Consider the following 23513-nt stretch of genomic DNA (forward strand, 5'->3'; position numbering starts at 1 on the left):
CGGCCAAGAAGAAACCCATACCGTTTCTTCTTGGCGCAAATACGCCTCTGCCTTGCGGGCCGGGCGCGGCGTTTCAGATCAGGCGCTTGTGCAGGGGATGGCCAAGCAGCCAGCCGCCACCGCCGCCGCGGTCATCCATCTGCCAGCCCTGACGGCGATAAAAGCCAAGCGCGGTGTTGGTCGCGGTCAGCCGCGCCTCGACGCGGCCATGGGCGCGCAATTCCTCTTCCAGCGCCGCCAGCAGGGCGCGGCCGCAGCCCTTGCCCTGCGCCTCCGGCGCGGCAAAGAGCAGCCGGATCCGGCCCTCCCCGTCGGGCTGATGGCGCCAGTCGATCGCGCCCACGGCGACGATGCCCTCGGGTTCCGCGACGAACAGCCGCTGCTCGGGGTCGTGCAGGATCGAGGCGAGCGCCTTCGGGCTGTTCGAGGCGACCCAGGGCCGGATGCGCTCGGGGTCGTCCCGGTGATCGGCGCGGCACAAAGCGGTGATCGACGCGCCGATCACCGCCGACAGGACGGGCAGTTCCTCGGATCGGGCAGGACGGATCATGATCTTCGACCTTCTATTCCGGGTGGGTCGGCGCCTGGCCCGAAACGGCCCGATAGGGCCGCGTCACATCCCGCAGATCGACGGACAGGCATTCGACCCCGGCGGCAATCGCCCCATCCCCCGCAAGGGTGATCACCACGCGCCCTGCCCCCTCGGCCCCCGGCTCGAAGGTGATGTCGAGCGCCGAGAGCACCAGATCCGGGTCCTTGCGGTCAAACCCCTGCGAGGCGACCTGGGTCACGTCGGAGAGCACCAGAAGCGATTGCACCCGCTCGTAGGGGCGACGCTCGGCCTCGGCCGCCGCCTTGTCCTCCCAGCGGAAGCGGTTGAGCAGCATCGAGAGCCGCCGGGCCTTCGGCTCGTAGCGGATTTCAGTCACCGGCAGGACGGCATCCTGCACCAGCGCCGCCAGCACGCCCAGATCCACCGCGCTTTCGGCGCGCAGGGTCAGCGGCCCTTCGGCCCCGTCGTCAAACCGTGCATCCCGGCTCATTCGCCCTTCACCCGTTCGATATGCGCCCCGACGGCGCGCAGCTTTTCTTCTACCCGTTCGTAGCCGCGATCAAGGTGGTAAACTCGGCTGACCACCGTCTCGCCTTCGGCGGCCAGACCGGCCAGAATCAAGGAAACCGAGGCCCGCAAATCAGTTGCCATGACCCGCGCGCCTTTCAGACGGTCGACGCCATGCACTTTTGCAACACCGCCATGCACCTCGATCCGCGCTCCCATCCGCGCCAGTTCGGGCGCATGCATGAAGCGATTCTCGAAAATCCGCTCTTCCAGCACGGAGGTTCCCTCGGCCGTGCAAAGCAAAGCCATCATCTGCGCCTGCAGGTCGGTCGGAAAGCCGGGGAAAGGCTCGGTCACCACATCGACGGCGCGGATGCGGCCGTTCTTGCGTTTGACCTTGAGGCCGCGCGCGGTTTCCTCGACCGAGATCCCCGCCGCATCCAGTTTCTCGCAGAAGCTTGCGACCAGCTCGATCCGGCCGCCCAGGCATTCCACCTCGCCGCCGCAGATCGCGGGCGCCAGCATGTAGGTGCCCAGCTCGATCCGGTCGGTGACGACGGGATGCGTCGCCCCGTGCAGCCGATCGACGCCCTGAATGGTGATCGTCGCCGTCCCCTCGCCCTCGATTTGCGCCCCCATCGCCCGCAGGCAGCGCGCCAGATCAACGATTTCGGGCTCCCGCGCGGCGTTTTTCAGCACCGAGGTGCCCTTGGCCAGCACCGCCGCCATCAGGAAATTCTCGGTCGCGCCGACCGAGGCAAAGCGCATCTCATGCACTGCGCCCTTCAGCCCGCCGCGCGCATTGGCGTGCAGATAGCCTTCCTTCAGCTCGATCTCGGCCCCCAAGGCGGTCAGCGCATCGATGTGAATGTCCATCGGCCGCGCCCCGATCGCACAGCCGCCCGGCAGCGACACGACCGCATGGCCAAGCCGCGCCAGAAGCGGGCCCAGCACCAGATTCGAGGCCCGCATCTTCCGCACGATGTCATAATCGGCGACCGGGTTGATCTCGCCGTGGCACGAGGTGGCCAGCACCTTGCCGTCTTGCAGCGCGGTGACCTCGGCGCCGAGGCTGGCCAGCAGCTGCGTCATCGTGCGGATGTCGGAAAGCCGCGGCGCATTGGTCAGCGTCAGCGGTTCTTCGGACAGCAGGGTGGCGGGCATCAGCGCCAGACAGGCATTCTTGGCGCCCGCAATCGGGATCTGCCCGGAAAGCGGCCCGTTGCCGCGCACAAGGATACTGTCCACTCGCTCACTCCTCCGGGCCGGTTTCGGCCGTCTCGTTGTTGTTTTCCTCGGCGGACCGCGCCCGCGCCTGCGCCTTGCGCCGCGTCAGATTGGCGCGCAGGGCGGCGGCCAGACGCGCGTCGCGCGTGGCGTCAGAGGCGGTTTTCCGGCTGGGGGTGTCCTTTGTCATGCGCCCTTTTAGCGAGGCCGATGAAATGTGTCGAGAGAGGGTGAATATTTGGCTTGCGCACCCCGCCCGAGTCGTCTAAATCCCCGCCACGGTCAACGAAGACCAGCGCGAAAGCGTCGGATGCTGCAGTAGCTCAGTGGTAGAGCACTCCCTTGGTAAGGGAGAGGTCGAGAGTTCAATCCTCTCTTGCAGCACCATAAATCTTCAGAAAAACAGGTAGTTCGGCAGGTCGGGCGGCAGTCGACCCCGTTACCCCAAGTTACCCCAAGCCCAGTTTTGCCGCATTTTGTGTTGCGCGAATTGGCGCGGATTCAGGCCGCGATTAGCGCAATCGCTAGAAGAACCCCCATCACAGAAGACTCCGCTCACGACAGGTGCTGTGCCTGTCTGAGAGGAGTAGACCATGGAAGACAAGATCAACTGCTTCGACGCAAAGTCGGCGAAGCGCATCAAGAAGAACGTGGTGGGTAGCCCGCATTCGGCCTTTGCCGATGCCTTGGGAAACATCTGCCTGCTGGGGCGCGGTCGCCTGTCGGGCGGCGGCGTGGCCTTCAACAAGGGGGCGCTGGCTTGGCTGGGGGAACAGGACGGTGGGCGGTTCATCCGCGCAATCAACTTGACCACCGGCTTCGACCGTCTTGCCGCGCTTGACGACCTGCCAAACGACCAGAACCACGACCAGCGCGACTACATCGTGCTCGACCCCGAGGATTTTGAGGAGGAGCGGTTCCCGCCTCTCTCCACCTTGGACAACGATGCGCCGTTCTGAGGAAAGGGAAAAAACACATGCCCACATACTTCAAGCACGGCGACGGCAAGACGACCATCGAGACGGTCGCCCGCTGGCTGATTCAGGAAGCTGCGTTTCGGGGTTGGTCGCTGCACGACTATGTCGAAGAAAGGTGCAGTCTGACCGATCTTGGCGTCACCGCCGAAAACGTGATCGCCACCCTCAAGCCGCTGATCCCCGACGCCCACCTGCACTACAACCGCGACGCCCCGAGGGGCAAGCGGTTCGACACATGGGAGGCTTGGTTCCAGCATCGTCTGCGCAACCGCATCTACTATTTCTTCCACCGCCACGCCGAAGGCGGCGGATTGCGCCGTTGCTGGGCTGAATGGCCGGTTCAAATACCGCTCCCATCCAAGAATTGAAGAAACATAGTGCCGCGCCAATCTACAAAGGCGAGGCACAACTCTTATGCTGCGATACGTTTCTCTGAATGCAAGTCAAGTATTGAATAGACCTCTTGCGCGATTGACTTCGCAAGAAGAGGCGGAACGGCATTTCCAATCATCTGAGAAACGGGATTGACCAGAGGGGGAAAAACAAAGGAGTCATCAAAGCTCTGGAGACGCGCCGCTTCGCGCATTGTCAAACCCCTATCTGCAACAGGGTGCGCGAAACGTCCCGAGCCCACATGGTAAACCCATGTTGTGATAGTCAGAGAGGGCTCGTCCCAGTCCAACCGACCGTAAGCACTTCCATAGAATTTGTTTGTCTGTAGCCTAGAATCAATTTCCCTCATTCTACCAGTGCCAACCGCATTAATTCGCTCAACTTGCTTACCGCTAAGAACGCGCGCAACATGATTTGTAACTGACCCGCTCGCGGACCGCATTGAAAAGGCGTAGTCACTTAAATCGGACATGGTTATGTATTGGAGGGGACTCAACCCACGAACCGTTGAAGGTTCAGGTAGGTCTCCAATCGCATCGCGAACTGTTCTATATCGGCGTGAATTTCCGAACAGGTCACCCGCAGCGGGAAAAAACTCTGCCTTAGGGAAACTTGGCCCACGCCCAACTACATCACAAACATCTTTCCGCACGGCCAGAAAGAAAACGCGATGCCGCATTTGAGGCACGCCAAAATCAGCCGCGCACAATTTCTGAAATGCTACATCATAACCCCATTCCTCAAAAGTGGAGATTAGGTCTTGAGAAAACTTTCCGCTATCATAGTTCAAAAACTCCCGAACATTCTCGACCAATACAACTTTCGGCTTGATAAACTCGCAAACATCCAAGAAGTCTTTATACAGATGATTTCTAGGATCGTCATAGAAACGGACGCCCTTCTCCGAGTCAACATACTTTCTGACACCATTTCTGCTAAATCCGTTGCATGGCGGACCACCAGCGATAACGTCTATATCGTCCAAATTGGTTAAACCTGCGGCACGAAGCTCTTGGGACAGGGTGGTCCTGTTATCCGTTAGCTTCCTAATGTCGCCCGTGAACACTCGCGGTGGTTGGCCCTCTGAATTTCGCAGATTAGCCACGAAGGCCCTTGAGGGGTGCGCTAAAAGCTCCACACCAAATTCAGTCGTGAAACGCCCAGTTGCCTCAAAGGCTCGGCTCAAAGACTCGGCTCAAGCCGCCGCACCCGCAGAAGAGGCCAATGATCTTGTATTTTTTAGCCAATTTCAAACCTCGCACAGCGATCCGCTACGGCTCACCATCGCAACCTAACCTGAACATCAACGCTGAGCAAGTCCAAAATGGCATTCATAGTCCGTGGACCCATCGGCACCTTTGAGGCACGCTGTTTGATGATGCGGAGGAACAGTGACTTCGAGCAAGGACCCCATACTGGCTGCATTTGGAAGCCGCGTTCGACAACTTCGAAAGGAGCGCAGTCTTTCACAGGAAGCGCTCGCTGATGAAGCAGGGCTGGACCGTAGCTACATAGGCCAAGTTGAACGGGGCGAAAAAAACGTCTCGCTGTCGAACATTTGCAGAATCTCCAACGCGCTCAACGTTCCACCTCAAAGCCTGCTGGAGACTATTTATGTTCATCAAGAATAGTGACAATTATTTATCGCCCTCCGAAGTTCTTGAATTGGAACGCCTTTTGAAGGCATTCTTCACAATCCCATACTCGACAGATCTTGACGGTAAGGACGCCGAAACGCTAATTCGTATTGTCAAGAATGCAACTTTTGACCACTCGCGTAGAAAGGAAATCTTCGATATAATTGACGGCAACGTAGGATATTCAGTGAAGACATTAAGAAAGCGGCCATCAGCGAAAGTTGTTGATTTGCAGGAGCAGCAGCAGCGGTCACATAGAAGCCATAGGCGACGATGGTGCGGCGGCTGAATTTGGAGGGCGTGGCTCGGTAGACCAATGCCGGATCACGTGTGCTGTCGCAAAAGACAGTGCGCCGCCCCATCCGATAGGTCAGGATGCCACATAGGGCTGCAAGCTCGCCTACAGCCACGCCGTAACAGCGAGCGAAGCGCCAAAGGGTCGGGATAGACGGCCAGCCATCGGGCTCCATCTCTGCCGCATAGGTCAGCACAGCTTCGTGCGCCAAGCGCAGATCGGGGCTGAACAGAATGTCGTATCCGTCAATCAATTCTTGTCCGGTCATTTCACCTCCCCGGCCAGATGCCGCGAACCGAAGAAAAGTCGCCGTCCACGAGCGTATCCGTGTGCAAACCGCCGGGGGTGGTAGCCACATCGGTCACAACCCAGCCCGAGGGCGAGAACACATCGTTATAGCCGCGCGCCGTCGCAAGTGCGTTGGCAGCGACAATGGCGGCGGCGGGGTTGGCGGCGCTTACCAGCGCCCCCCGGATGCCCGAGGACGTGCCAAGGGTTTCAGCAAGGGCGGCATTCGCGGGGCGGGAAATGCGATACAGCGGCATCAATTAGTGTCCTTCTGGTTCAGGGCCATCTTGACCCGGTCGATGGGGTTGACGCGCCGCTGTTCAAACTCGCGGTTGCGGACGATGGCACGCTGCGCTGCATTGCGGGCGATGGCGTCCTGGACTGCTTTAGTTTCAGCGCCGACCAGCTTGTCGGCAAGGTCAGCGGCGCTGAAAGGGCGGTCCTTGCGCGGCATACGGTCGATGATGCTGACCAGCGCCGCGCCCAAGACCCGGTTGCCCGTTGCGGCGGCATGGACGGCCATATTGGTCAACTCGACAGGCCCGGCCCCTTCAAGCTGACGGATGAAATTCGTGCGTTCATCAGAACCAAGTCCAGCCCGGGTAAGGACGACAACAGGGCTGGCCCAAAGCTGCGCCGTGGTAGCGAGACTTTCAGCCGATGCGACCAATTCCTTGATCGACTGCCAGCGGGCATCGGAACTGTTGTTCTGGACCTCGGTGCGCGCGGCCACTTCGGCCTTGGCGACAGCGGCCTCTACATCGCGCCGGGGCATCCCCACACCCGACAGGCTGCGACCCACTTCGGCAGCACGGGCGGCAGGTCCGGCTTCCAAGTTATCGATCATCGCGGCGAACTTTGCTGCACGCTTGGCGGCAACTTCGGCAAGCGAGATCACTTCGGCGGTCGCAAGCGCCGGAGTATTGCCGAAAGGGATCGGGGGAGTAAGGTCAAGGACGGGTTCCGCCATGTCGGGCTCCTGTGCCGAGGGCTGGCACCATTGCCCGCCCGGATGCCCAAGAATAGCCCGGCGGCATGGGGCGGCAGAGCGTTATCCCTTGTTGTTCAGAGCGAGAACAAAAGGTGTATCCCCCTCTTGACGTTTGGTTAGGCAATCACCAGATCGTCTTTGCCGCCCGGAATTGGCCGGGTGGTTGGACTGTTGAGACTGTCAACCTCTTTAAGGTTCGCTGGAAGCACGATGCCGAACAGCATCGCCGCCAACACGGCCAGATCGAATGAGACACTGAGCATTGCTCGGACCTCCACGGTTACATTATACCACCTCGCGTTTCGAGGCCCGTGTTGGCGAGGCGTTCGGGAGAGACACCGAACTTATACGTTGACAGAAGGTGGCGTGCGTTTGGAGGACGCCCGGTGCAAACCGGAACCCAGGGTCAGGGTCAGTCCTCCAAACTTTGCGACAGGAGGATTTATGTCGCTGGACTGGTTTAAGCCCCGTGGATACCGTCACTTTGACCTCCCGGTTGATGATAAGTTTTCTGCTCGCGCTATGGACCCGGCTTTCGTGGCCCGGCATCCGTTCTCACCGCTGCTTCATTACACAAAATCGGAAAAACGTTACAAGAAGGACGCCAAGTCTGGGGTTCGCACCATTACGACCAAAGATCGGCAAATAAAATACGCCTCGCATCGTGATGCCTGCATCTTGGCGTATTATGCCCATCAATTAAATCAGGCGCTGGAAAAGCTGTATCTTGCATCGGGCCTGTCAGAAAACGTCATCGCATACCGTTCACTCGGCAAGGGCAACTATGATTTTTCTGCGGAGGTTCTCGCCTACGCAAAGGCCAACGCCCCGGTGACAATTCTCGCGTTTGATGTGACAGGCTTCTTTGACAACCTTGACCATGGATTGTTGAAAAAGCGCCTCAAGACTGTGCTCGGTGTTACTTCGCTTGCCGACGACTGGCACAGGGTTTTCCGTTCTTTCACCGCCTTCCATTTTGTTGATCTAGAGGAATTGAAGGCACATGCCATCTTCGCACCAAGATTGGCTGCGCGATCACGGGATAGGATTGCAGGTGTAGAGGAACTGAAAGCGGCTGGGGTATTTTTTCACCCCAACCCAGAAATCGCAAAAGGCAAGAAGCGCGGGATACCGCAAGGAACCCCGATCAGCGCAGCAGCTTCAAATCTCTATATGATAGATTTCGATGCAGCAGCGAAGGCTCATTGTGACAGGATAGGTGCCCTTTACCGCCGCTACTCCGACGACATTATGGTAGTTTGCGATCCGGCCCAAGCTGTTGCGGTTGAGGCAGAAGTGATGCGTTTGATCGCAAGCGAACTGCTTGAAATCAACCCCGCCAAGACCGAACGAACTGATTTTGGAGCGGCAGCCCATTTGCCCAGATCATCACGCGCAGCGCAATATCTTGGATTCACGCTGCATGAGGATGGGCCAGCAATCCGAGAAAGCTCGCTGTCACGGCAATGGCGAAAAATGCGACGAGCCATGAAGCGGATCAGAAAGGTTGCCACTGCAAAGATAGCGGCGGGGGTCTCTGACGGGGCTCACACAAAAAGGCTGCGCAGGCGCTTTTCGCACCTCAAAGTCCGGGACGATCAAGGCATTCGAACGATACGGAATTTTTCGTCCTACGGGAGGCGAAGCGCTGCTGTTTTCGGCAGCGATGAGAAAATCACAGGACAAGTAAAGCGGTTCGAAAGAGCGGCCCAAAAGGAACTGGCAGAGTTGAAGGCCCTCGGCAAACCCAAAGTGCCATAGATCGCTGCCAGTCAATCTCCGCGCTCGCCTCGCAGGCCGCGCGACCCCGGAAACGATGCGATGGCGGTTCCAGAAGGCGTGGGGCGAGAACCGGGGATCGGCGCTTCCGGCAGACGTTCGATGAGTTCAGGCATGATGTTCTGGTCCACCGGCGAGGGCGCGTGGTTGCGCTGCAGCGGGGTCACGTCAATCATCCCTTCCGCCTGCTTGCGGGCAAGATATTCCTCTACCGTCATGTCAGCCGGAACAACCAAAACCCCGCCCATGTTGACAGTGGTGTTGATCTCAAGGGGGACGCCTTCACGGTATCCGTGCCGAGCTTTCAGCAGAAACAGGTTGGCGACCACGTTGCCCTCGTTTGCGGCGGTTCGCAGGTTCGAAACGAGTGCGTCATGTTCGGAGGCAAGGCCGCGCTGGTAGGCTTCTTCCACCTCGGGCTGGCGGGCGCGGCAGACCTGCAAGGCGTCCTTCGACATGCGTAGGGCGCGGGCGATGGTGGTCAGGTGACAGCCCCGGGCGGATAGCTCTTCAATGATCTTGATGCCCCGTGCGCCAACGACGAAATGCGAGCGGCCAGAGCCGCCGGGGCCGGGGTTCACCTTGCGCGATGGCAGATCGTCAGACGGCATTTGCGGCCTCCTCTTTCATCTCATTGGCGATGCGCTGGACGGTAGATTTGCCCACGCGCAATTCCCGCGCGATGGAGTTGATGCCCAGACCTTGCAGGCGAAGCGACCGGATCGCATCAACGATGCCGTCAGAAGCCGGGGGACGGCCAAAGCGGACACCCTTTGCGCGGGCATGGGCCAGACCTTCCACGGTGCGTTCGATCAGCAATTCACGCTCAAACGCGGCGACAGCGGCCACCATCGTATACATCATCCGGCCCGCCGCCGTGGTGGTGTCGATTGCTTCGCGGTCCACATACAGATCGCAGTTGGTCTGGCGCAATTCGTCCAACAGATGCAGCAGGCCGATGGTCGTGCGGCCAAGACGGGTCAGATCCACGGCGGCGACAATGTCCACCTTCCGGCGGCGCACATCTGCCATCATCCGGTCAAAGGCAGGGCGGGCCTTGGCCGCGCCGCTAATCGTCTCATGATATTCGTTGGCGACGGTCCAGCCCGCCCGCGCCGCCACCTCGCGCAGCCGGATAAGCTGCGGGGTCAGGTCTTGGGATATGGTGCTTACGCGGGCATACAAGGCGACTTTGCGGGTCATTCGGTGGCCTCTCTTGGATCGCAGGGAAGGGGGTTGCCGGTCGCATCGTGCCAGCCGGGGCGGTGCGCGCTGCCCAAAGGGTGGCCATCAGCCGGGCCATAGATGGTCGATGTGTGTCGGCCCGGCACCAGCCACCAGCGCGTCACTGCGCCATCAGCCGCCACGTGGTAAAACTCGCGCTGGCCGTCAACGATGCCCGGCACGAATTCATTCATCTTGTCTTCAATGCCGCTCATTCAAACTCCGCCATAGGTTGTGCCAAGTACGAGAACATAAACGGAACACTTCCACACCGTCTAGCCCGGAAAACGAGCACTTATGGGGCTATAGGTCCGGGCGGAAAGTGGCCGTTGAAATCGTGGAAAAATATGACGGGGCGGCGGAGACGATTTCCGGGCGGGTCGGATTGTGCACTTAGCGGCAAGAAATGTGGCTCTGGCACTGGCACCCGGGGCCGTCGCCGGACAGATCGGCCCCCCGGCCTTTTAGGCGGCAGCACAGCGCGCAAAGCGATGGCTTTCTTGCCCAAAGACCGAAGCACAGAGGCAGCCGCCGTAGCGCCCGCCGTATCCCCAGCCGTTACCCCCGATGGGTTACGGCTAAGTCCACCCGCCGCTGGCCCTTCTTCCACCGTAACCCCCGTAGCCTCCCAAAAGGACAAAGGGGCAAGAGCGGCGGGGGAATGGCACCGCTATCTTGGGCGTTCAGCATCTCTGCCGCAGGGGTTAGGTCGCTGGCGTTACGGGCCGCTACGGGGGCTACGCTGGGCTTTCCCGACACAAAGCCAAACACTTAAGCGTAGCCCCCACATTGGCGCGCCGTCGCCCCGTAGCCGCCTAAAACGGGTCGCGGCTCACGTCGCCTTCCAGATGCGTCCCTTCGTGGGCTCCATCGGGTCCAAACTCCGGCACGATCCGCAGCGCTCCATCGCCGCGCACATAGCAGTGTTCCGGGTTTCCACCGAACCGCCGCTGTTTTCTGTCGAACCCCAGCCGACGCATTGCGTCCCCCAGCCGTTCCATATCGTCCTGGGTCCGCATCCCGGCCACACGCCCGACGATGCGCCAAGCATCGGTCGCGCGCAACTTGCCAGCCATTTCTTCGCCCAGCGCCGCATGCAGCGTTTCATAGAACGGGTCTTCCTCCCGCCGGGCATCCTGTTCAGCGGCTGCCTCACCCCAAAGCGCCGGGTCCAGCCGGATCGCCGCGCCTTCGGCCTCGCGCACGGCGGCTTCGGCCCAGAGCTGGTCGCGGTCGCGCCGCAGGGCATCAAGGTCAAAGCCCGTCACTGCAATCGGCCAGAACCGGCGATTGCCGGTCGTGTCGCGCAGGTAGCGACTGTCGTTCGTCGTGCCGACGATCACGCATTGGCGGGGGGCCTCTCGTTCAAGGCGGTCGTATGCCATGCGGGCCTTATCGCGGGTGCGAGACAGCAGGCCCTTCAAATGGTTTGCCCCGCCCTGTCGCATCCCCTTCAACTCGCCTGCCTCGACAATCCACTTTCCAGAAAGCGCCTCGATCACGCGCTTCGCCTCGGCATTCAGCGGGAGGTCATCGGTGAACCAGTCATCCCGGACAGCCAGAACCTTCAAGGCCGTCGACTTGTTCGTGCCCTGCGGGCTTTCCAACACTAGCATTTCATCGAACTTCACACCCGGTCGCCGCACCCGCCGCACAGCGGCGACAAGGATCAATTCCCCCACTGCCCTCGAATAGGTCGTGTCATCCGCGCCGCCATAGGTGGCAAGCCATCGCCCGATCCGGGGAACGCCATCCCACCGGAGCCCGGCAAGGTATTCCGCGACAGGGTGGAAGGCGTTCTGCCTTGCTGCATCCGAAAGGACGGTCAGGAACAGGTCGCGCGAAGGCCGAAACCGAAATCGTTCATCGGTCAGCAGCCAAAGGCGGTTTGCCGCCGCATCGTCCAATGGCGGGCCGAAACCTTCCAGACCATCAATCCGGTCGCGGCCAGCGAAGAGGTCATGGCGCACCACCACCCCGAGCTTTCGCATCGCCAAGCGGATATTGCGCTGCGACGACGAAAGCGGCCTGCCTTCTTTATCACATTCAAAGCTGTCATCTGCCTCCGCCCGCGCCCGCCCGATCTGGCGCGCCACATATTGGCGGGGCTTGGGCTGGTCTAGCGCATGGCCGCTGATCGCAAATTCCGGGTTCAGGGTCACGGCGGCAATCACGTCGTCAGGCACATTCGCCCGCGCTAGATCGCAGACCACAGCCCAGAACGCCTCCGAACGGCTTGCATAGCGTCCGGGATCGTCAGGGTCCCGCCCTTGCACAATCAGCATTTTGGTCCGGTCGGACACCGGCAGGTCGGGCCGTCCATCCGCGTCAAACGGCACGGCGGGCAGATCGGTCGCCAGCGCCGCGCGCGCCAGCGGAGCGCCACCGCCTGCCACCTTCTGCGGCGCGCGGGGGAAGGCGTCCAGCGGATAGCGCTGCGCCCAGTCGGAGGCCACTACGGCGGCAAGGCGCGGGACGCGCCCCTTCTTGCGCTTCTTGCTGTCCGGGACATTCACTGTGCCGGGCAACCGCATAATGCGGTCGGCATTGTGGCAGGCATCGGCTTGCAGGTCTGTTTCAATTTTCAAATTTCGGGCTTCGACCACATCCAACAATCTCCCAAGGTGTGCCTCGACAAGTGCTGTTTCCTCCGCCATCAAAGGCACGCCTTTACTTTGGCGCAAGACAAGGTTCGAAAGATCGGGAGAGCCGCCTATAGCGACACTGCTTTCGGTAAGCCAAAAGGCCTGCATACCGCCGCCGCTGTCCACGATCACAGTCGGGATCGGATCATAGGCCAACAGCGTCCGTAGCGCCCGCGCCCGTTCTTCCTCGGGGTTTTCACCGACACGTGGGTCCACATCAACATGTAGCGCGCGGATAGCCGAAATTGCGCCCTTGTTGGGCTTCACCTCCACGCCACCGAAAACCACGTTCACGGTAAAGTAGATGTTCTGCCTGCCCAGCCGCGCTTCGATCCAGTCGCGCATCTGTCCGAGGTTGCTGGCCGAAAAAGTGGCAGTGGCGATCTTGCCGCTGTCAGGGACGATGGCAGTCAGAACCCATGGCCCGCCCGGCTGCCAGCATTCAAGAAACGCTACCGCATCATCGGTCTTACCAGACAAGTCTTTTTGGTCGGTCGCGGTGGCGGGATCGGATAGACTGGAGGTGTTCAGCAAGTCACCTTCCGCCCCGGCCCGCTCTCCACGGGTTGGGGCTTCTTTCATCCCGACACCCGCGCCTCGGCACGGGCCGCCACCCAGCCGTCAATTTCGCGTTCCAGCCAAGCTGAGAACGGCGGTGCAAAAGTCGGCCACGGAAGCGGCGGGATAGTCCTGCTGCGGGCGGTGTAAAAACCGGCCACTCTGCTCTTCTTGCGTCAGGCAGGGAGGGCGTGGAGATTTATACCGTGGATTTGTATCGAAAGGTCCGTCTGGCCTGTGCTGAAGGTATGAGCCGACGCGCGGCCGCGTCATATTTCAACATCTCGCGCGATACTGTGGACAAGGCGATGGCCTTCTCGGTGCCGCCCGGGTATCGGCGCACGGCACCGATCAAGCGCCCGAAGTTGGACGGGTTTATCGAGATCATCGATGCCTGGCTCGAGGCCGACAAGACCGTGCATCGCAAGCAGCGCCATACCGCCAAGCGTATTTTCGACCGGCTGCGCGAGGAACACAGTTTCACCGGGGGCTATACGATCATCAAGGATTATGTTCGGGAGCGCGAACGGCGTGGGCGGGAGATGTTCGTGCCGCTGGCGCACCCGCCCGGACATGCGCAGGCGGATTTCGGCGAAGCTGTCGTTGTCATCGACGACGTCGAGCAGAAAGCGTTCGACGGACTTACGCGGCGCCATCTGGCGCCACGGTTCCGTCTCACTCTTCGTCATGGACCTCCCCCACAGTGACACCTGTTTCGTGCGCGCCTATCCGGTGGCGACGGCGGAGGCTTGGACAGACGGCCACGTCCATGCCTTTGCGTTTTTCGGCGGAGTGCCCTTGTCGGTGCTCTATGACAACGATCGCTGCCTGGTTGCGAAGATCTTGCCCGACGGGACGCGCCAGCGGGCCAGGCTGTTCAGCGCCCTGCAATCACATTACCTGTTTCGTGACCGCTATGGACGCCCCGGCAAGGGGAATGACAAAGGCAATGTCGAGGGGCTGGTGGGGTATTCCCGGCGCAACTTCATGGTACCAATCCCACGCTTTTCCAGTTGGGATGCCTTCAATGCCGATCTCGAAGCCCGATGCCGCAAGCGTCAAAGCGACGTTCTGCGCGGCGAAGATGAGACGATCGGAGACCGGCTCGCCCGCGATCTGTTGGAGTTTCGACCTTTGCCTGCAGCCCCCTTCGAGGCCTGTGACCAAACCAGTGGCCGGGTCAGTTCCCAGTCCCTCGTACGCTACGACACCAACGATTACTCGGTCCCGGTCGCCCATGGCCACCGCGATGTCTGGGTGCGCGGCTACGTCGACCGGGTGGTGATCGGTTGTGGTGGGGAGGTGATTGCCCGGCACCCGCGCAGTTACGACCGCGCAGAGATGGTATTCGATCCGATCCACTATCTCCCGCTGATCGAGAAGAAGATCAATGCCTTGGATCAGGCCGCACCGCTGGCTGGTTGGGACCTGCCGTCCGAATTCGTCACCCTTCGCCGCCTCATGGAGGCACGAATGCTGAAGATGGGGCGCCGTGAGTATGTGCAGGTTCTGCGCCTGCTCAAGACCTTCGAGCTTGCGGATGTGCATGCCGCCGTGAAGAAGGCCCTGAAGCTCGGGGCGATCGGCTTTGACGCCGTCAAGCACCTCGTGCTTTGCCACGTCGAGAAACGGCCGCCGTTCTCGATCTCGATGTCTATCCGTTCGGCATCTCTCTCGGACGGATCGCGGTCGATGCCTCACTTGCCAAGGGCCCATGTCGCGACCACCTCGGCCGCCAGCTATATGTCCCTGCTGACGGGGGATGCGGCATGACCGATGCCCCGAAGATCCTGCTCGCCCATCATCTGAAGACCCTGAAGCTCCCCACCTTCTTGCGCGAGCATGAGAAACTGGCCCGGCCCCGGCGGTGCAGGCCGCCACTGTCTTGCGCGCCTGCGCGCGCAATGTGCCGCCGAGGGCGTGGATCACCTCCAGTTCCTGGCCCGCTTGGTTGAACTTGAACTGATCGACCGCGAGCGTCGGATGATCGAGCGCCGCATCAAGGCCGCGAAGTTCCCGGCCACCAAGAGCCTGGACAGCTTCGACTTCAAGGCAATCCCGAAACTCAACAAGATGCAGGTGCTGGAGCTCGCCCGTTGCGAATGGATCGAACGGCGTGCGAATGTCATCGCACTTGGCCCCAGCGGCACCGGCAAGACCCACGTAGCCCTGGGGCTTGGATTGGCGGCCTGCCAGAAAGGTTTGTCGGTCAGCTTCGTCACCGCGGCGGCCTTGGTTACCGAGCTGATGGAGGCCCGCGACGAACGGCGCCTCCTGCGTTTCCAGAAGCAACTGGCCGCTGTCAAACTGCTGATCATCGAAGAACTGGGATTCGTGCCCCTGTCAAAGACAGGCGCCGAGCTTCTGTTCGAGATGATTTCCCAACGCTATGAGCGCGGCGCCACGCTCATCACCAGCAATCTGCCGTTCGACGAATGGACCGAGACCTTCGGCACCGAGCGCCTCACCGGCGCGCTCCTCGACCGGTTGACCCACCATGTCAACATCCTCGAGATGAATGGCGAGAGTTTCCGCCTTGCGCAGAGCCGCGCGAGAAACGGCGCAGAAACACGCTGACCAACCCCGCGCAAACTTGGCCCTGAGGGGCCAAGGCGGCCAGTCAACCGCCAGCTATGTGATGAGCGCGGCTGACTGGCCGCCACCCATTTCCATCCCAAACGCAAAGACCAAAGTGGCAGGTTTTTGCACCGCCGAATGGCAGGGTTTTACTCCGCCGTTGACAGCCTTTCCCTGCGGCCGCCCCCGGCGCGGCAGCTCGGGCAATTCGGCGCGCGCCCATTTCGCGACCAGGGACTCGTTGGCCCCGATCTCTTTGGCGACGGTGACGATCTTGGTGCCGGCCTCGATCTTCTGCACCGCCATGGCCTTGAGCTCATCGGGCCAGATCCGACGCCCGTTGTCGGCGGTGATCACCGGGATTCCCCAGACCACCACATCGCCGCCCTCACCCTCGTCCAACATCTCGACCTCCTTCGAACAGAGAGAGGGAGATCATCGCAAAACCCTTATTTCATTGGAACATGGGGTATATGCACCGCTTACGAAACAGCCCCCCTTCGGTCTGCGCGCCCGGCTCGGGCGGGATCGTGGCAAAGCACACGGCTTCGGTCACCGAAGCATCGCTGAACCTGAGCCGGTATCCGCTCAGCCGGGCCGGTCCCAGAAAGCGCGGCCCCACCTCCAGACCAAGCGAAGCCGACAGGCTGGCATGATGGAGGCAGGAGCCATAGGCGAAATACAGGATATCCGCATCGGGCGGCAGGACGGCCTGATCTTCCATGCGCTTACCCTTTCGCGGCAAAGGCTTGCCGCAGAACCGGATAATTCAGCGAAGCAAGCGTGTCGGCCCCAAGGCCCAGGAAGACCAGACCCATGACCCGGGGCAGGACGGTATTGGCGGCATCGCCGATGGTGAGCCTGCGCATCCGATGCACGGTCAGGACCAGCGCCGCCTCGATCAGAAACGACAGCGCCACAACCAGAATGCCCAGGGTCAGAAACCAGCCGCCCTGCGATCCGAGATGAACACCGGCAGCAGCGCCAGAAAGAACAGCGCCACTTTCGGGTTCAGGATATCGACCACCACCCCTTCCAGAAAGATGCGCCGCAGCATCTTGCGATCACTGGCCGGGATGATTTCGAAAGTCCCGGGCTTTTCGCGCAGGGCGTTGATGCCCAGCCACGACAGGTAAAGCCCCCCGGCCAGCAGGATGCCGGTTTGCATCGCCTCGGAGATCTGCAGCGAAATGGTGAAAACCAGCGTCGCCAGCCCCACATGGAACAGCGCGCCCGAACAGACCCCTGCGGCCGACATGATCCCGGCCGGTGCCCCCTGCGCCAGGGTCCGGCTCAGGATATAGGCCATGTCAGGGCCGGGTGTCAGATTGAGGACAAGCACGGTCAGCACGAATGTGCCCCAGAGTTCAGGCGTCATGATGTTTGCTCTTGTTCGGCCCGGGCCCTTGGGGCGTGTCGGGGAGAAGCGCGGAACCGCGCGCGGCGGAATAGGACAGGCGGCCCGGCGACGGGGGATCCCAGGCCAGCCGGTCAGCCACATGCAGCGCCGTCCCGGGCACATGGGCCTCCGGGGCGTCAAGGCTGGCCAGCGTGAAGTCGATCTCTTGCGGGCGGCTGGCGTCCGCAAAAGTCAGATGCGTGCCGCAGCGCATGCAGAACCCGCGCCGACAGGCCGGGCTGGAGGCATGGGTGGCCAATCCGCTGCCCGACAAGATGAAAGCCTCCCGATCCACGGTGCCCCAGGCGAGGCGGGTCGCACCGCTGCTGCGTCGGCACAATGGGCAGAAACATTCCGTCAGATCGCGCGGAGACTGCAGGATGTGATCGCGCAGCGCGCCACAGGCACAGCCGCCCTCGGCCCGGGTGCCGCGCAGCCGCCGCGCCAGCACGGCCGGTCTTGCGCGGGCCAATCCAGCATCGCCGGATGAAAGGGCAGGCCCGCGGCCCGGCAATAGCGGCGCAAGCTCGCCTCGGGGTCTGCCGCCAGTTCTTCGGCGCGCAGCAGATGCAACGGGATCCCCCGGCTGTCCAGCGCCGTGACAAGCCGGTGCAGGTGGCCATAGCCCAGATCGGCCAGGCTCGCCTGCGGGCGCAGGGTCAGATGCGATGCGATGGCCCCCGGCGGGTCGCGGGTCAGGCAGGCGATGTCGCGCGCCTCGGCCAGCATCGGATGGCTGGCCAGACCCTCGAGCGCGGTATCCGTGGTTTCCTTCAGAAACACCCGGCGGTGCCGTGCCAATGCCGCAATGTGATCGGCAAGGGCGGTGACGCCGGTCAGCCGCACCCCGGCCCCCGACCCGTCCCCCGTCGCCCCTTCCCCCGCTGCGGGCAGAACCGCCGATCCGGTATCGGCAAGGCTGCAGAAGGGCTCGTGCAGGCACAGGAATTCCTCGCGCGCGGTGAAGGCGCGAAACAGCGCCGTTGACCGGGATCGCGGCAGCGCGAACAGCGCCCAAAGACCGGTGTCCGGCCAATGCCCGGTTCCGTCGGGCTGCCGCTCTGAACGGGCCGCCGTCACTGCGACCAGTCCGTCGGCTGGCGCTCCCGGCGATGCGCCCGCAAGGATGCCAGCACCCCGTCCGAAAGCGGCGGCTGCTGCGAGCGGGACAGATTGGCCCGGACATGCGCCTTGCGCCGCATCCCGGGGATCACCACCGCAATATCGGGATTGGCCAGAATGAAGCGCAGGGCCAGACCCGCCATGGTCTCTTCCGCCGGAACCAGAGGGCGCAAGGCCTCGGCACGATCGACGCTGGGGATCAGGTTCTCGGGCACGAAATAGCTGTTGCGCCAGTCGCCCTCGGGCCAGCTGCTGTCGTGGCGCAATGTGCCTGTCAGGGGGGCCTTCGTCAAACGGCACCCTGGCGATCACGGCCACATCCCTGTCCCGGCAGGCAGGCAGAAGCTCATCCTCGGGGGCCTGATCGAAGATGTTGTAGATCACCTGCACCGCATCGATCAGACCGCTGTCCACCGCCCGCAGGTCGTTCCAGGGTTCCCAGCGAGTGAGGCTGAGCCCGATCCCCTGCACCAGACCGGCGGCACGCCAGCCCCCGATCGCGCGATGAAACGCGGGGGCGTCGATCCAGTCATCTTCCCAGACGTGGAACTGCATCAGGTCGATCCGATCCTGTTGCAGATTGCTCCGGCTTTGCCCCATCGCCGCGCGCAGATAGTCCGCCGGATAGATGTCCTCGAAGCGATCGCCGCGCCGGCTGGGCCAGCAGCGGTTCGCGGGGGCAATCTTCGTCGCGACACGCAGGGTCCGGGCCGGATGCGCGGCCAGATGGGCAGCCAGCCAAGGCGTCCGAAGCGTCGGGGGGTCACGGTCATGACACGGCCTCTCGATGAATGATTGCGTCTTGCGCCCCCGCAGGGACGACAGGTCCGGGGTTTGCGGGCTCGGGGTTGGCGGGCGGCGGCCAGGGCAAGGACACGCGCGCCCCGCCAGGATCGGCGGGCGGGCCCGCAGGTTGAAACAACGGCGCCTCGGTCGCAGACCGCATCAGCACCAGCGCCCGCGCAAGCGACGGATGGGGCGTGCGGGCCTGCGCTTGCGCCAATCGCGAGGCGAAAGCATCGGCCGAAATCCGGGGCAAGGGGCCCGTGATCCCCTCCAGAACCGTTGCAACCGGATGGCGGGCCGGATTCAGCAGCAGATGCGCGCAGGGCCCCGGGGTCGCAGGCAGACCGGCAAGGGCGCGCCTCGCCGGCGGCCGACCCATCCGCAAGGCAGGTCTGCACGGTCTGGGCAGGCCGCATCGCCCGAAACAGCCGGTGGAACCGGCGCTGATCATTGCCAAGCCCGACACAGCCATGGGCCAGCCCGGTCTGCGCCGCATCAAGACCCGTCGCGTCTTGCCAGGCGGCACAGGCCGTCACCAGCGCCACGCGGAGCGCCCCGGTCGTGTTCCAGTAGCCATTCCGCAGCCGGGCCTGGGCGCGGGCAATCTCCAGCCCGATCTTGCCCAGGGCGGGGCGCAGATCCTGCCGCACCAGCGGCAGGCCAAGCACGGCCATCCGATCCAGAAAGGCGTTTTCCAACGGCTCGTCCACCTGGCCCGTATCGGCCGACCAGACGGTCACCGGCACCCCGGCCCGATGCAGACGTTCCACCACATACCAGCAGGAAAGACCGCCTCCCGACATCACCATGGTCCTTGCACAAAATACCACGCGCCACTCGTCCCTGGATGGAATTTGTTTCAATATTCCCGCCTGGCGGGATCAAGGGGGTCGCACTCGCCTGTCAACGGGCATTCGGCACGTGCCGTGGTGTCGATCCGGCAAAGGGTTTCGGCTTGCAGGCGCCAGCCCCGTTGCTTTCAGGCTTTCGGCATGAGTCAGGCTTCGGCAGCAGACCTGATCGGCAGGCGATCTTGACGGGCGACGATCATGTCGATGCCCAACATTCTGATAAAGATGGAATATTTTTGTTGCGAAGGCAGGCCGCCGTGAATGGCCCGCGCTCATCCCTGCGGTCCGGTCACGCGACAAGAAAACCGATTTCGACATCCCCCTTGACGACCACAGGGATCACATCGCCGACGGCGATGCCCTGGCACCGCCCCCTGGACACGAGCCGACCGGATCTGCCGGAACGTTCCGGTTCAGGCGGTCAGCAGCGGCGCGATGATCCGCTTCATCTCCTCCGACCCCGGCTTGACCGGCGCGCCCCAGGTGGTCACGACCTGCCCCGCGCCGTCCAGCAGCACCTTGTTGAAGTTCCAGTTCGGCACGAACCCCCGCGTCTCGCGCAGCCATCGATAAAACGGATGCGCCGCTTCCCCGAGGAGGACGACAGGCTCGCTCATCGGCACGGTCATCCCCCAGACGGTTTCGCAATAGGCCTTCGTCTCGGCGGCGGTGTCGAATTCCTTGCCGAAATCATCCGAGGGCACCGCAAGCACACGCAGCCCGCGCGGCCCCCATGCCTCGTGGAATTGCTGCAGATCGCCCAGTTGCGCCCTGAAACTGCAGTGAGAGGCGGTGTTGACCACCAGAACCGGATGGCCACGCCAGCGCGACAGGTCGATCTGCGCCCCGCCGCCAATCGCGTCGAACCGGAACACCGGGGCCGGATCGGCCCGCGCGACCGCATGTGCCAGAAGCGATATCCCGCCCGCGATGAAGCCGCGGCGCTTGAGAAAAAACGACATCGAAGCCTCGCTTTCAAAAGGCGCCCCCGGCGGCTGCGTCGGGGGCGCGATGATTACCAGGTGACCTGCGTGCCCAGCCAGACGCTGCGGCCTTCGACCCAGGGGTTCTGAACTGTCGACGGACCCGCGCTGTCATCCAGCAGATTGGCGATCTTCAGCTTGAGATAGGCCTCGCGGTCGCCATCGGTGAAGATCCGCGCCTGCGCCGAAAGGTTGATCTGCGCATAGGTCTTGAAGCGGTAATCCTCGAACACGCTGTGCGGCCGGTCGCCATGGGTCGGGTTGGTGTGGGTTTCATCGACATCGGTATCGCGCACGCCATCATAGGCAAAGTTGATGTCGGCGCCGATGCCCAGCCCGTATTGCCCGTCCTTCCAGCTGGTCTGCACCTCGACTTGCGCGCGCACCGGAATATCGTAATTGCCCGTCAGCTCGCTGAATTCCGCGCGGCTGTAAGAGGTGCCGCGATACCAGATCAGGTCAAGCTCGTTCAGCGCGTCGTCGCTGTCGTAATAGCTGCTGGCCGAGGTCTCGTTGTCGGCAAAGACCCCGGAGACGCGCAGCCCGACACTGTCCAGATTGCGCAGCCGGGTCCGGTCCCAGACCCGGTCGTATTCAAGCTTCGCCTCGCGATAGCGGCTGGTGCCCGCGTTGGTCAGAAAGTTGATCTCCTTGCCATCCGCGCCGGTGCGCGCGGCCTGGGCGAACTGGTCGCGGCCGTGCCGATCCAGCAGGGTCAGCCGCCAGACGCCGTCGGACCAGGGATCATCCGCCGTCACCCCCAGCTTGATCTCGTCGGTATAGGGCGTGTCGAGCCCCTGCTGGGTGTAGCGGTACTGGCCGAAATCGTAATAGCTCCAGTCCCCGGTCGGGCTGAACCGCATCTGGTTGATCGCGATCGGGGTGTTGTCGTGGATCGCATAGGCCAGATAGTCATCCGAATAATAGCGGTTCAGGCCCAGATCGACGCGCAGCGTGTCGCTGGGCCGGAAGGCCAGCGAGAGGCGCGGCGCGAGATCGGTGTTGTCCAGCACGTCATTGCGGTCCAGCCGCAGCCCCGCGCGCAGATCGACCCTGTCCCAGCTCTTTTCCCATTCGGCGAAGGCCTCGAGCTTTTGCGCCTCGACCGTCGTCGCATAGGCGGGATAGATCACCTTGATCCAGGCATATTGATCGGCGTTGCAAAAGGCGTCGCCCGGCGCGCAGATGCCGGCGAAATTGCGGTTGAAGGCGGCATAGGCGGTGGTGTCTTTCAGACGGCTGCGGCTGGCGCGGGTCTTTTGCACCGCCGCGCCAAAGCGCAGCTCGCCCCCGGCAAGGGCGCGACTGACCTTGAGGTCGGCGCGCAGCGTGTCGTCGTCAAGACGCTTGTCGCCGGTGAAGCCGCCCTCCATGCACGAGACATAGCCCGTCGTCAGCGCACCGACATTGCACCAGCCCAGCGCGCCATCAAGCGTGGTGTTGTCATAATAACGCCCGATCCAGTTGGCGAAGTAATCGACGTTGCTGTCATTCTCCACATCGTTGGTGGCATAGGTCAGGCCGGAGGTCATGTCCCAAGGGCCAAAGCTGTTTTCATATTGCGCCGTGAGGGTGCGCGCCCGGGTCCGGGTGGCCAGCGTATAGCCCCAGGCGTAATTCGACGCCCAATCCTGATCGTAATCGGTGGCCGCCGCCGACAGCGAAAAGACGCCGCCGTCATCGGCCTGATGGCGCAGGGCAAGGCGCGCGAAATCGCTGGTCGAGTCCGACTCCACATCGTCGCCAAGATATTGATAATCAAGCTGCTTGCGCCCCCAGGCGGCGTTGCGGCTGACCGAGAAAAGCAACGCCGTGCGGTCGCTCAGCGGGGTTTCATATTCAAAGCCGATCTCGCGCCGGGTCCATTCGGGTTTGCTGCGGCCAAGCGGGTTGCTGCCCTCGGGGGTGCCGTTGCTGTAATGCGTCAGCGCGTCCGACGTATAGCCAAAGGTGTAAAGCCCGCGCTTTTCGCCGGAGGGCTCGCGCAGGCGATAATTCACCACCCCGCCCTGAAAGCCGCCGTATTGCGCCGAAATGTCCGAGGTCTGCACCTCGACCTTCTCGATGAAGGCTTCGGGGATATACTGGCTTTGCGGATGCAGGCCGTAGATCGTGTTGATGCCGGTGCTGCCATCGGCCTTGTCAAGCGGCGTCGCCGCGAAGGGCTCCGCGGCGACGGTGCTCGAAATGCTGACCCCGTTCATCATGAAGAGGTTCTCGTTGACCGCACCGCCGGAAATCGACAGCTTGGACGGCTGCAGGTTGAGCTTGCTGTCGGAATTGGTGCCGGTGTCGAAGGCGCCGTCCACGGTGCGGCTGGTCTCGTCCTGCACGCCCGGAAGCGCCGCGATGGCCGCGTTCACATCGCCCGAAACGCCGCCGAAAAGCGCGATCTCGCCCTTTTCGACCTCCTGCGCGCCGTCCGAGGTCTCGGTCTCGCCCGCCTTGTGGTGGCGCACGACGATCGGCGCCAGGGTCGCCGCGTCGCTGCTTTCCGCCTCCGGCACCGCCTGACCGAGGGCGGGCCCGCCCAGCAGCAGCCCCGGAACCAGGGGGCACGTCAACAAAAGGAATAGTCCGGGTGTCTTGCGCATCATGCCCCCAGGGCGGCAAAAGGGTTGCGACCTTTCGCTGGCTGAGGCTGGCGTCAAAGCTGTCGTTACCGGCTTGGCGCGCGCAGTTCAAGATGCGGCACAGAGGATCTTGACCTTCCCCCGCGAT

The 23513-nt window shown here is 62.5% G+C and carries 27 protein-coding genes, 1 tRNA gene and 3 pseudogenes; 8 read left to right on the plus strand and 23 right to left on the minus strand.

Annotated elements, in window-relative coordinates:
* Window positions 1-73: 73 nt before the first annotated feature.
* From FBT96_RS03770 to FBT96_RS20560, 4 genes are read right to left on the minus strand one after another with little or no spacing between them, the layout of a single operon-like run.
* The gene (locus FBT96_RS03770) at window positions 74-550 is read right to left on the minus strand and encodes a GNAT family N-acetyltransferase (protein ID WP_136905017.1); all 477 of its coding nucleotides are present in this window, start codon (window positions 548-550) and stop codon (window positions 74-76) included.
* Window positions 551-563: 13 nt separating this feature from the next.
* Window positions 564-1043: a DUF2948 family protein gene (locus tag FBT96_RS03775; protein WP_136905018.1), complete on the minus strand. Its 480-nt coding sequence runs from the start codon at window positions 1041-1043 to the stop codon at window positions 564-566.
* Window positions 1040-2308 (minus strand): UDP-N-acetylglucosamine 1-carboxyvinyltransferase, encoded by a 1269-nt coding sequence (gene murA, locus FBT96_RS03780; RefSeq protein ID WP_136905019.1) that lies wholly within the window; start codon window positions 2306-2308, stop codon window positions 1040-1042. Before murA ends, FBT96_RS03775 begins: the two co-directional genes overlap by 4 nt.
* A gap of 4 nt (window positions 2309-2312) precedes the next feature.
* A complete protein-coding gene (locus FBT96_RS20560; RefSeq protein WP_162838689.1) occupies window positions 2313-2477 on the minus strand; it encodes a hypothetical protein in 165 nt (54 codons plus the stop codon).
* Between the two features lie 122 nt (window positions 2478-2599).
* Between FBT96_RS20560 and FBT96_RS03785 the strand changes: the two genes are divergently transcribed.
* From FBT96_RS03785 to FBT96_RS03795, 3 genes are all read left to right on the plus strand, one after another.
* Window positions 2600-2674, plus strand: a tRNA-Thr gene (locus FBT96_RS03785).
* A gap of 206 nt (window positions 2675-2880) precedes the next feature.
* On the plus strand, window positions 2881-3246 hold the full coding sequence (locus FBT96_RS03790) for a hypothetical protein (protein WP_136905020.1): 366 nt from the start codon (window positions 2881-2883) through the stop codon (window positions 3244-3246).
* A gap of 17 nt (window positions 3247-3263) precedes the next feature.
* Window positions 3264-3632, plus strand: coding sequence for a hypothetical protein (locus FBT96_RS03795; protein WP_136905021.1), 369 nt, complete (start codon window positions 3264-3266; stop codon window positions 3630-3632).
* Between the two features lie 44 nt (window positions 3633-3676).
* On the opposite strand, the gene FBT96_RS03800 is transcribed toward FBT96_RS03795, so the two are convergent.
* Window positions 3677-4843, minus strand: a complete 1167-nt coding sequence (locus FBT96_RS03800) for a DNA cytosine methyltransferase (protein ID WP_136905022.1) — start codon at window positions 4841-4843, stop codon at window positions 3677-3679.
* 205 nt (window positions 4844-5048) lie between these two features.
* Here FBT96_RS03800 and FBT96_RS03805 point away from each other — a divergent pair, with 205 nt between their 5' ends.
* Window positions 5049-5288: a helix-turn-helix domain-containing protein gene (locus FBT96_RS03805; protein ID WP_136905023.1), complete on the plus strand. Its 240-nt coding sequence runs from the start codon at window positions 5049-5051 to the stop codon at window positions 5286-5288.
* 119 nt (window positions 5289-5407) lie between these two features.
* Here FBT96_RS03805 and FBT96_RS03810 read toward each other — a convergent pair whose 3' ends face one another.
* From FBT96_RS03810 to FBT96_RS20565, 4 genes are all read right to left on the minus strand, one after another.
* A complete protein-coding gene (locus FBT96_RS03810) occupies window positions 5408-5857 on the minus strand; it encodes a hypothetical protein (protein WP_136905024.1) in 450 nt (149 codons plus the stop codon).
* Window position 5858: 1 nt separating this feature from the next.
* Window positions 5859-6134: a hypothetical protein gene (locus tag FBT96_RS03815; protein ID WP_136905025.1), complete on the minus strand. Its 276-nt coding sequence runs from the start codon at window positions 6132-6134 to the stop codon at window positions 5859-5861.
* Window positions 6134-6847, minus strand: a complete 714-nt coding sequence (locus FBT96_RS03820; protein ID WP_136905026.1) for a hypothetical protein — start codon at window positions 6845-6847, stop codon at window positions 6134-6136. The genes FBT96_RS03815 and FBT96_RS03820 overlap by 1 nt, the downstream gene beginning before the upstream one ends.
* 137 nt (window positions 6848-6984) lie before the next feature.
* Window positions 6985-7131 (minus strand): hypothetical protein, encoded by a 147-nt coding sequence (locus tag FBT96_RS20565; RefSeq protein ID WP_169583165.1) that lies wholly within the window; start codon window positions 7129-7131, stop codon window positions 6985-6987.
* A gap of 181 nt (window positions 7132-7312) precedes the next feature.
* On the opposite strand from FBT96_RS20565, the gene FBT96_RS03825 reads away from it, so the two are divergent.
* Window positions 7313-8629, plus strand: a complete 1317-nt coding sequence (locus FBT96_RS03825) for a reverse transcriptase/maturase family protein (RefSeq protein ID WP_169583167.1) — start codon at window positions 7313-7315, stop codon at window positions 8627-8629.
* Window positions 8630-8640: 11 nt separating this feature from the next.
* Here the strand turns inward: FBT96_RS03825 and FBT96_RS03830 are convergent, their stop codons facing one another.
* The 4 genes from FBT96_RS03830 to FBT96_RS03845 all read right to left on the minus strand — a co-directional run bounded on the left by FBT96_RS03830 (window position 8641) and on the right by FBT96_RS03845 (window position 13050).
* Complete coding sequence (locus tag FBT96_RS03830) at window positions 8641-9258, minus strand: hypothetical protein (protein WP_136905028.1); 618 nt, start codon at window positions 9256-9258, stop codon at window positions 8641-8643.
* Window positions 9248-9850, minus strand: a complete 603-nt coding sequence (locus FBT96_RS03835) for a recombinase family protein (RefSeq protein ID WP_136905029.1) — start codon at window positions 9848-9850, stop codon at window positions 9248-9250. Before FBT96_RS03835 ends, FBT96_RS03830 begins: the two co-directional genes overlap by 11 nt.
* On the minus strand, window positions 9847-10086 hold the full coding sequence (locus FBT96_RS03840; protein WP_136905030.1) for a hypothetical protein: 240 nt from the start codon (window positions 10084-10086) through the stop codon (window positions 9847-9849). Before FBT96_RS03840 ends, FBT96_RS03835 begins: the two co-directional genes overlap by 4 nt.
* 600 nt (window positions 10087-10686) lie before the next feature.
* On the minus strand, window positions 10687-13050 hold the full coding sequence (locus FBT96_RS03845) for a virulence-associated E family protein (RefSeq protein WP_169583168.1): 2364 nt from the start codon (window positions 13048-13050) through the stop codon (window positions 10687-10689).
* A gap of 230 nt (window positions 13051-13280) precedes the next feature.
* On the opposite strand from FBT96_RS03845, the pseudogene istA reads away from it, so the two are divergent.
* Both istA and istB read left to right on the plus strand, forming a co-directional pair.
* Window positions 13281-14783, plus strand: a pseudogene (istA, locus tag FBT96_RS03850) (IS21 family transposase); the annotation flags it as partial.
* Window positions 14784-14843: 60 nt separating this feature from the next.
* Window positions 14844-15651: pseudogene (istB, locus tag FBT96_RS03855) on the plus strand (IS21-like element helper ATPase IstB).
* Between the two features lie 54 nt (window positions 15652-15705).
* Here the strand turns inward: istB and FBT96_RS03860 are convergent.
* From FBT96_RS03860 to FBT96_RS21585, 8 genes and pseudogenes are all read right to left on the minus strand, one after another.
* Entirely contained in the window at window positions 15706-16056 is a 351-nt protein-coding gene (locus FBT96_RS03860) for a transposase (protein ID WP_136905032.1), read from the minus strand.
* Between the two features lie 49 nt (window positions 16057-16105).
* Entirely contained in the window at window positions 16106-16375 is a 270-nt protein-coding gene (locus tag FBT96_RS03865; protein WP_136905033.1) for a gamma-glutamylcyclotransferase family protein, read from the minus strand.
* A 4-nt stretch (window positions 16376-16379) separates the two neighbouring features.
* Window positions 16380-16571 (minus strand): hypothetical protein, encoded by a 192-nt coding sequence (locus FBT96_RS03870; RefSeq protein ID WP_136905034.1) that lies wholly within the window; start codon window positions 16569-16571, stop codon window positions 16380-16382.
* A gap of 17 nt (window positions 16572-16588) precedes the next feature.
* Entirely contained in the window at window positions 16589-17029 is a 441-nt protein-coding gene (locus FBT96_RS03875) for a LysE family translocator (protein ID WP_169583171.1), read from the minus strand.
* Complete coding sequence (locus FBT96_RS20570; RefSeq protein ID WP_283234916.1) at window positions 17019-17501, minus strand: GFA family protein; 483 nt, start codon at window positions 17499-17501, stop codon at window positions 17019-17021. The genes FBT96_RS03875 and FBT96_RS20570 overlap by 11 nt, the downstream gene beginning before the upstream one ends.
* Entirely contained in the window at window positions 17408-18130 is a 723-nt protein-coding gene (locus tag FBT96_RS20575; protein ID WP_169583175.1) for a sulfotransferase-like domain-containing protein, read from the minus strand. Before FBT96_RS20575 ends, FBT96_RS20570 begins: the two co-directional genes overlap by 94 nt.
* A complete protein-coding gene (locus FBT96_RS20985; protein WP_212635353.1) occupies window positions 18127-18465 on the minus strand; it encodes an aldo-keto reductase family protein in 339 nt (112 codons plus the stop codon). The genes FBT96_RS20575 and FBT96_RS20985 overlap by 4 nt, the downstream gene beginning before the upstream one ends.
* Before the next feature lie 49 nt (window positions 18466-18514).
* Window positions 18515-19111 (minus strand): annotated as a pseudogene (locus FBT96_RS21585) (aldo/keto reductase); the annotation flags it as partial.
* A gap of 278 nt (window positions 19112-19389) precedes the next feature.
* On the opposite strand from FBT96_RS21585, the gene FBT96_RS20580 reads away from it, so the two are divergent.
* On the plus strand, window positions 19390-19995 hold the full coding sequence (locus FBT96_RS20580; protein ID WP_169583177.1) for a hypothetical protein: 606 nt from the start codon (window positions 19390-19392) through the stop codon (window positions 19993-19995).
* Between the two features lie 227 nt (window positions 19996-20222).
* Here FBT96_RS20580 and FBT96_RS03890 read toward each other — a convergent pair whose 3' ends face one another.
* Both FBT96_RS03890 and FBT96_RS03895 read right to left on the minus strand, forming a co-directional pair.
* On the minus strand, window positions 20223-20771 hold the full coding sequence (locus FBT96_RS03890) for a glutathione peroxidase (protein ID WP_136905036.1): 549 nt from the start codon (window positions 20769-20771) through the stop codon (window positions 20223-20225).
* 53 nt (window positions 20772-20824) lie between these two features.
* Window positions 20825-23356, minus strand: coding sequence for a TonB-dependent receptor (locus FBT96_RS03895; RefSeq protein WP_169583179.1), 2532 nt, complete (start codon window positions 23354-23356; stop codon window positions 20825-20827).
* Window positions 23357-23513: the final 157 nt, after the last annotated feature.

Origin of the sequence: Rhodobacter capsulatus (genome assembly GCF_005144475.1) — a bacterium.
Taxonomy (GTDB): Bacteria; Pseudomonadota; Alphaproteobacteria; order Rhodobacterales; family Rhodobacteraceae; genus Rhodobacter; species Rhodobacter capsulatus_C.

Bases quoted from the DNA above. Each gene is read 5' to 3' on its own strand.
- FBT96_RS20560 (WP_162838689.1), bottom strand. From the start codon at position 2,477: ATGACAAAGGACACCCCCAGCCGGAAAACCGCCTCTGACGCCACGCGC.
- FBT96_RS03775 (WP_136905018.1), bottom strand. From the start codon at position 1,043: ATGAGCCGGGATGCACGGTTTGACGACGGGGCCGAAGGGCCGCTGACC.
- FBT96_RS03795 (WP_136905021.1), top strand. From the start codon at position 3,264: ATGCCCACATACTTCAAGCACGGCGACGGCAAGACGACCATCGAGACG.
- FBT96_RS03860 (WP_136905032.1), bottom strand. From the start codon at position 16,056: ATGTTGGACGAGGGTGAGGGCGGCGATGTGGTGGTCTGGGGAATCCCG.
- FBT96_RS20565 (WP_169583165.1), bottom strand. From the start codon at position 7,131: ATGCTCAGTGTCTCATTCGATCTGGCCGTGTTGGCGGCGATGCTGTTC.
- FBT96_RS03840 (WP_136905030.1), bottom strand. From the start codon at position 10,086: ATGAGCGGCATTGAAGACAAGATGAATGAATTCGTGCCGGGCATCGTT.
- FBT96_RS03890 (WP_136905036.1), bottom strand. From the start codon at position 20,771: ATGTCGTTTTTTCTCAAGCGCCGCGGCTTCATCGCGGGCGGGATATCG.
- FBT96_RS03770 (WP_136905017.1), bottom strand. From the start codon at position 550: ATGATCCGTCCTGCCCGATCCGAGGAACTGCCCGTCCTGTCGGCGGTG.
- FBT96_RS03790 (WP_136905020.1), top strand. From the start codon at position 2,881: ATGGAAGACAAGATCAACTGCTTCGACGCAAAGTCGGCGAAGCGCATC.
- FBT96_RS03875 (WP_169583171.1), bottom strand. From the start codon at position 17,029: ATGACGCCTGAACTCTGGGGCACATTCGTGCTGACCGTGCTTGTCCTC.
- FBT96_RS03830 (WP_136905028.1), bottom strand. From the start codon at position 9,258: ATGCCGTCTGACGATCTGCCATCGCGCAAGGTGAACCCCGGCCCCGGC.
- FBT96_RS03825 (WP_169583167.1), top strand. From the start codon at position 7,313: ATGTCGCTGGACTGGTTTAAGCCCCGTGGATACCGTCACTTTGACCTC.
- FBT96_RS03865 (WP_136905033.1), bottom strand. From the start codon at position 16,375: ATGGAAGATCAGGCCGTCCTGCCGCCCGATGCGGATATCCTGTATTTC.
- FBT96_RS03810 (WP_136905024.1), bottom strand. From the start codon at position 5,857: ATGACCGGACAAGAATTGATTGACGGATACGACATTCTGTTCAGCCCC.
- FBT96_RS03815 (WP_136905025.1), bottom strand. From the start codon at position 6,134: ATGCCGCTGTATCGCATTTCCCGCCCCGCGAATGCCGCCCTTGCTGAA.
- FBT96_RS03820 (WP_136905026.1), bottom strand. From the start codon at position 6,847: ATGGCGGAACCCGTCCTTGACCTTACTCCCCCGATCCCTTTCGGCAAT.
- FBT96_RS03835 (WP_136905029.1), bottom strand. From the start codon at position 9,850: ATGACCCGCAAAGTCGCCTTGTATGCCCGCGTAAGCACCATATCCCAA.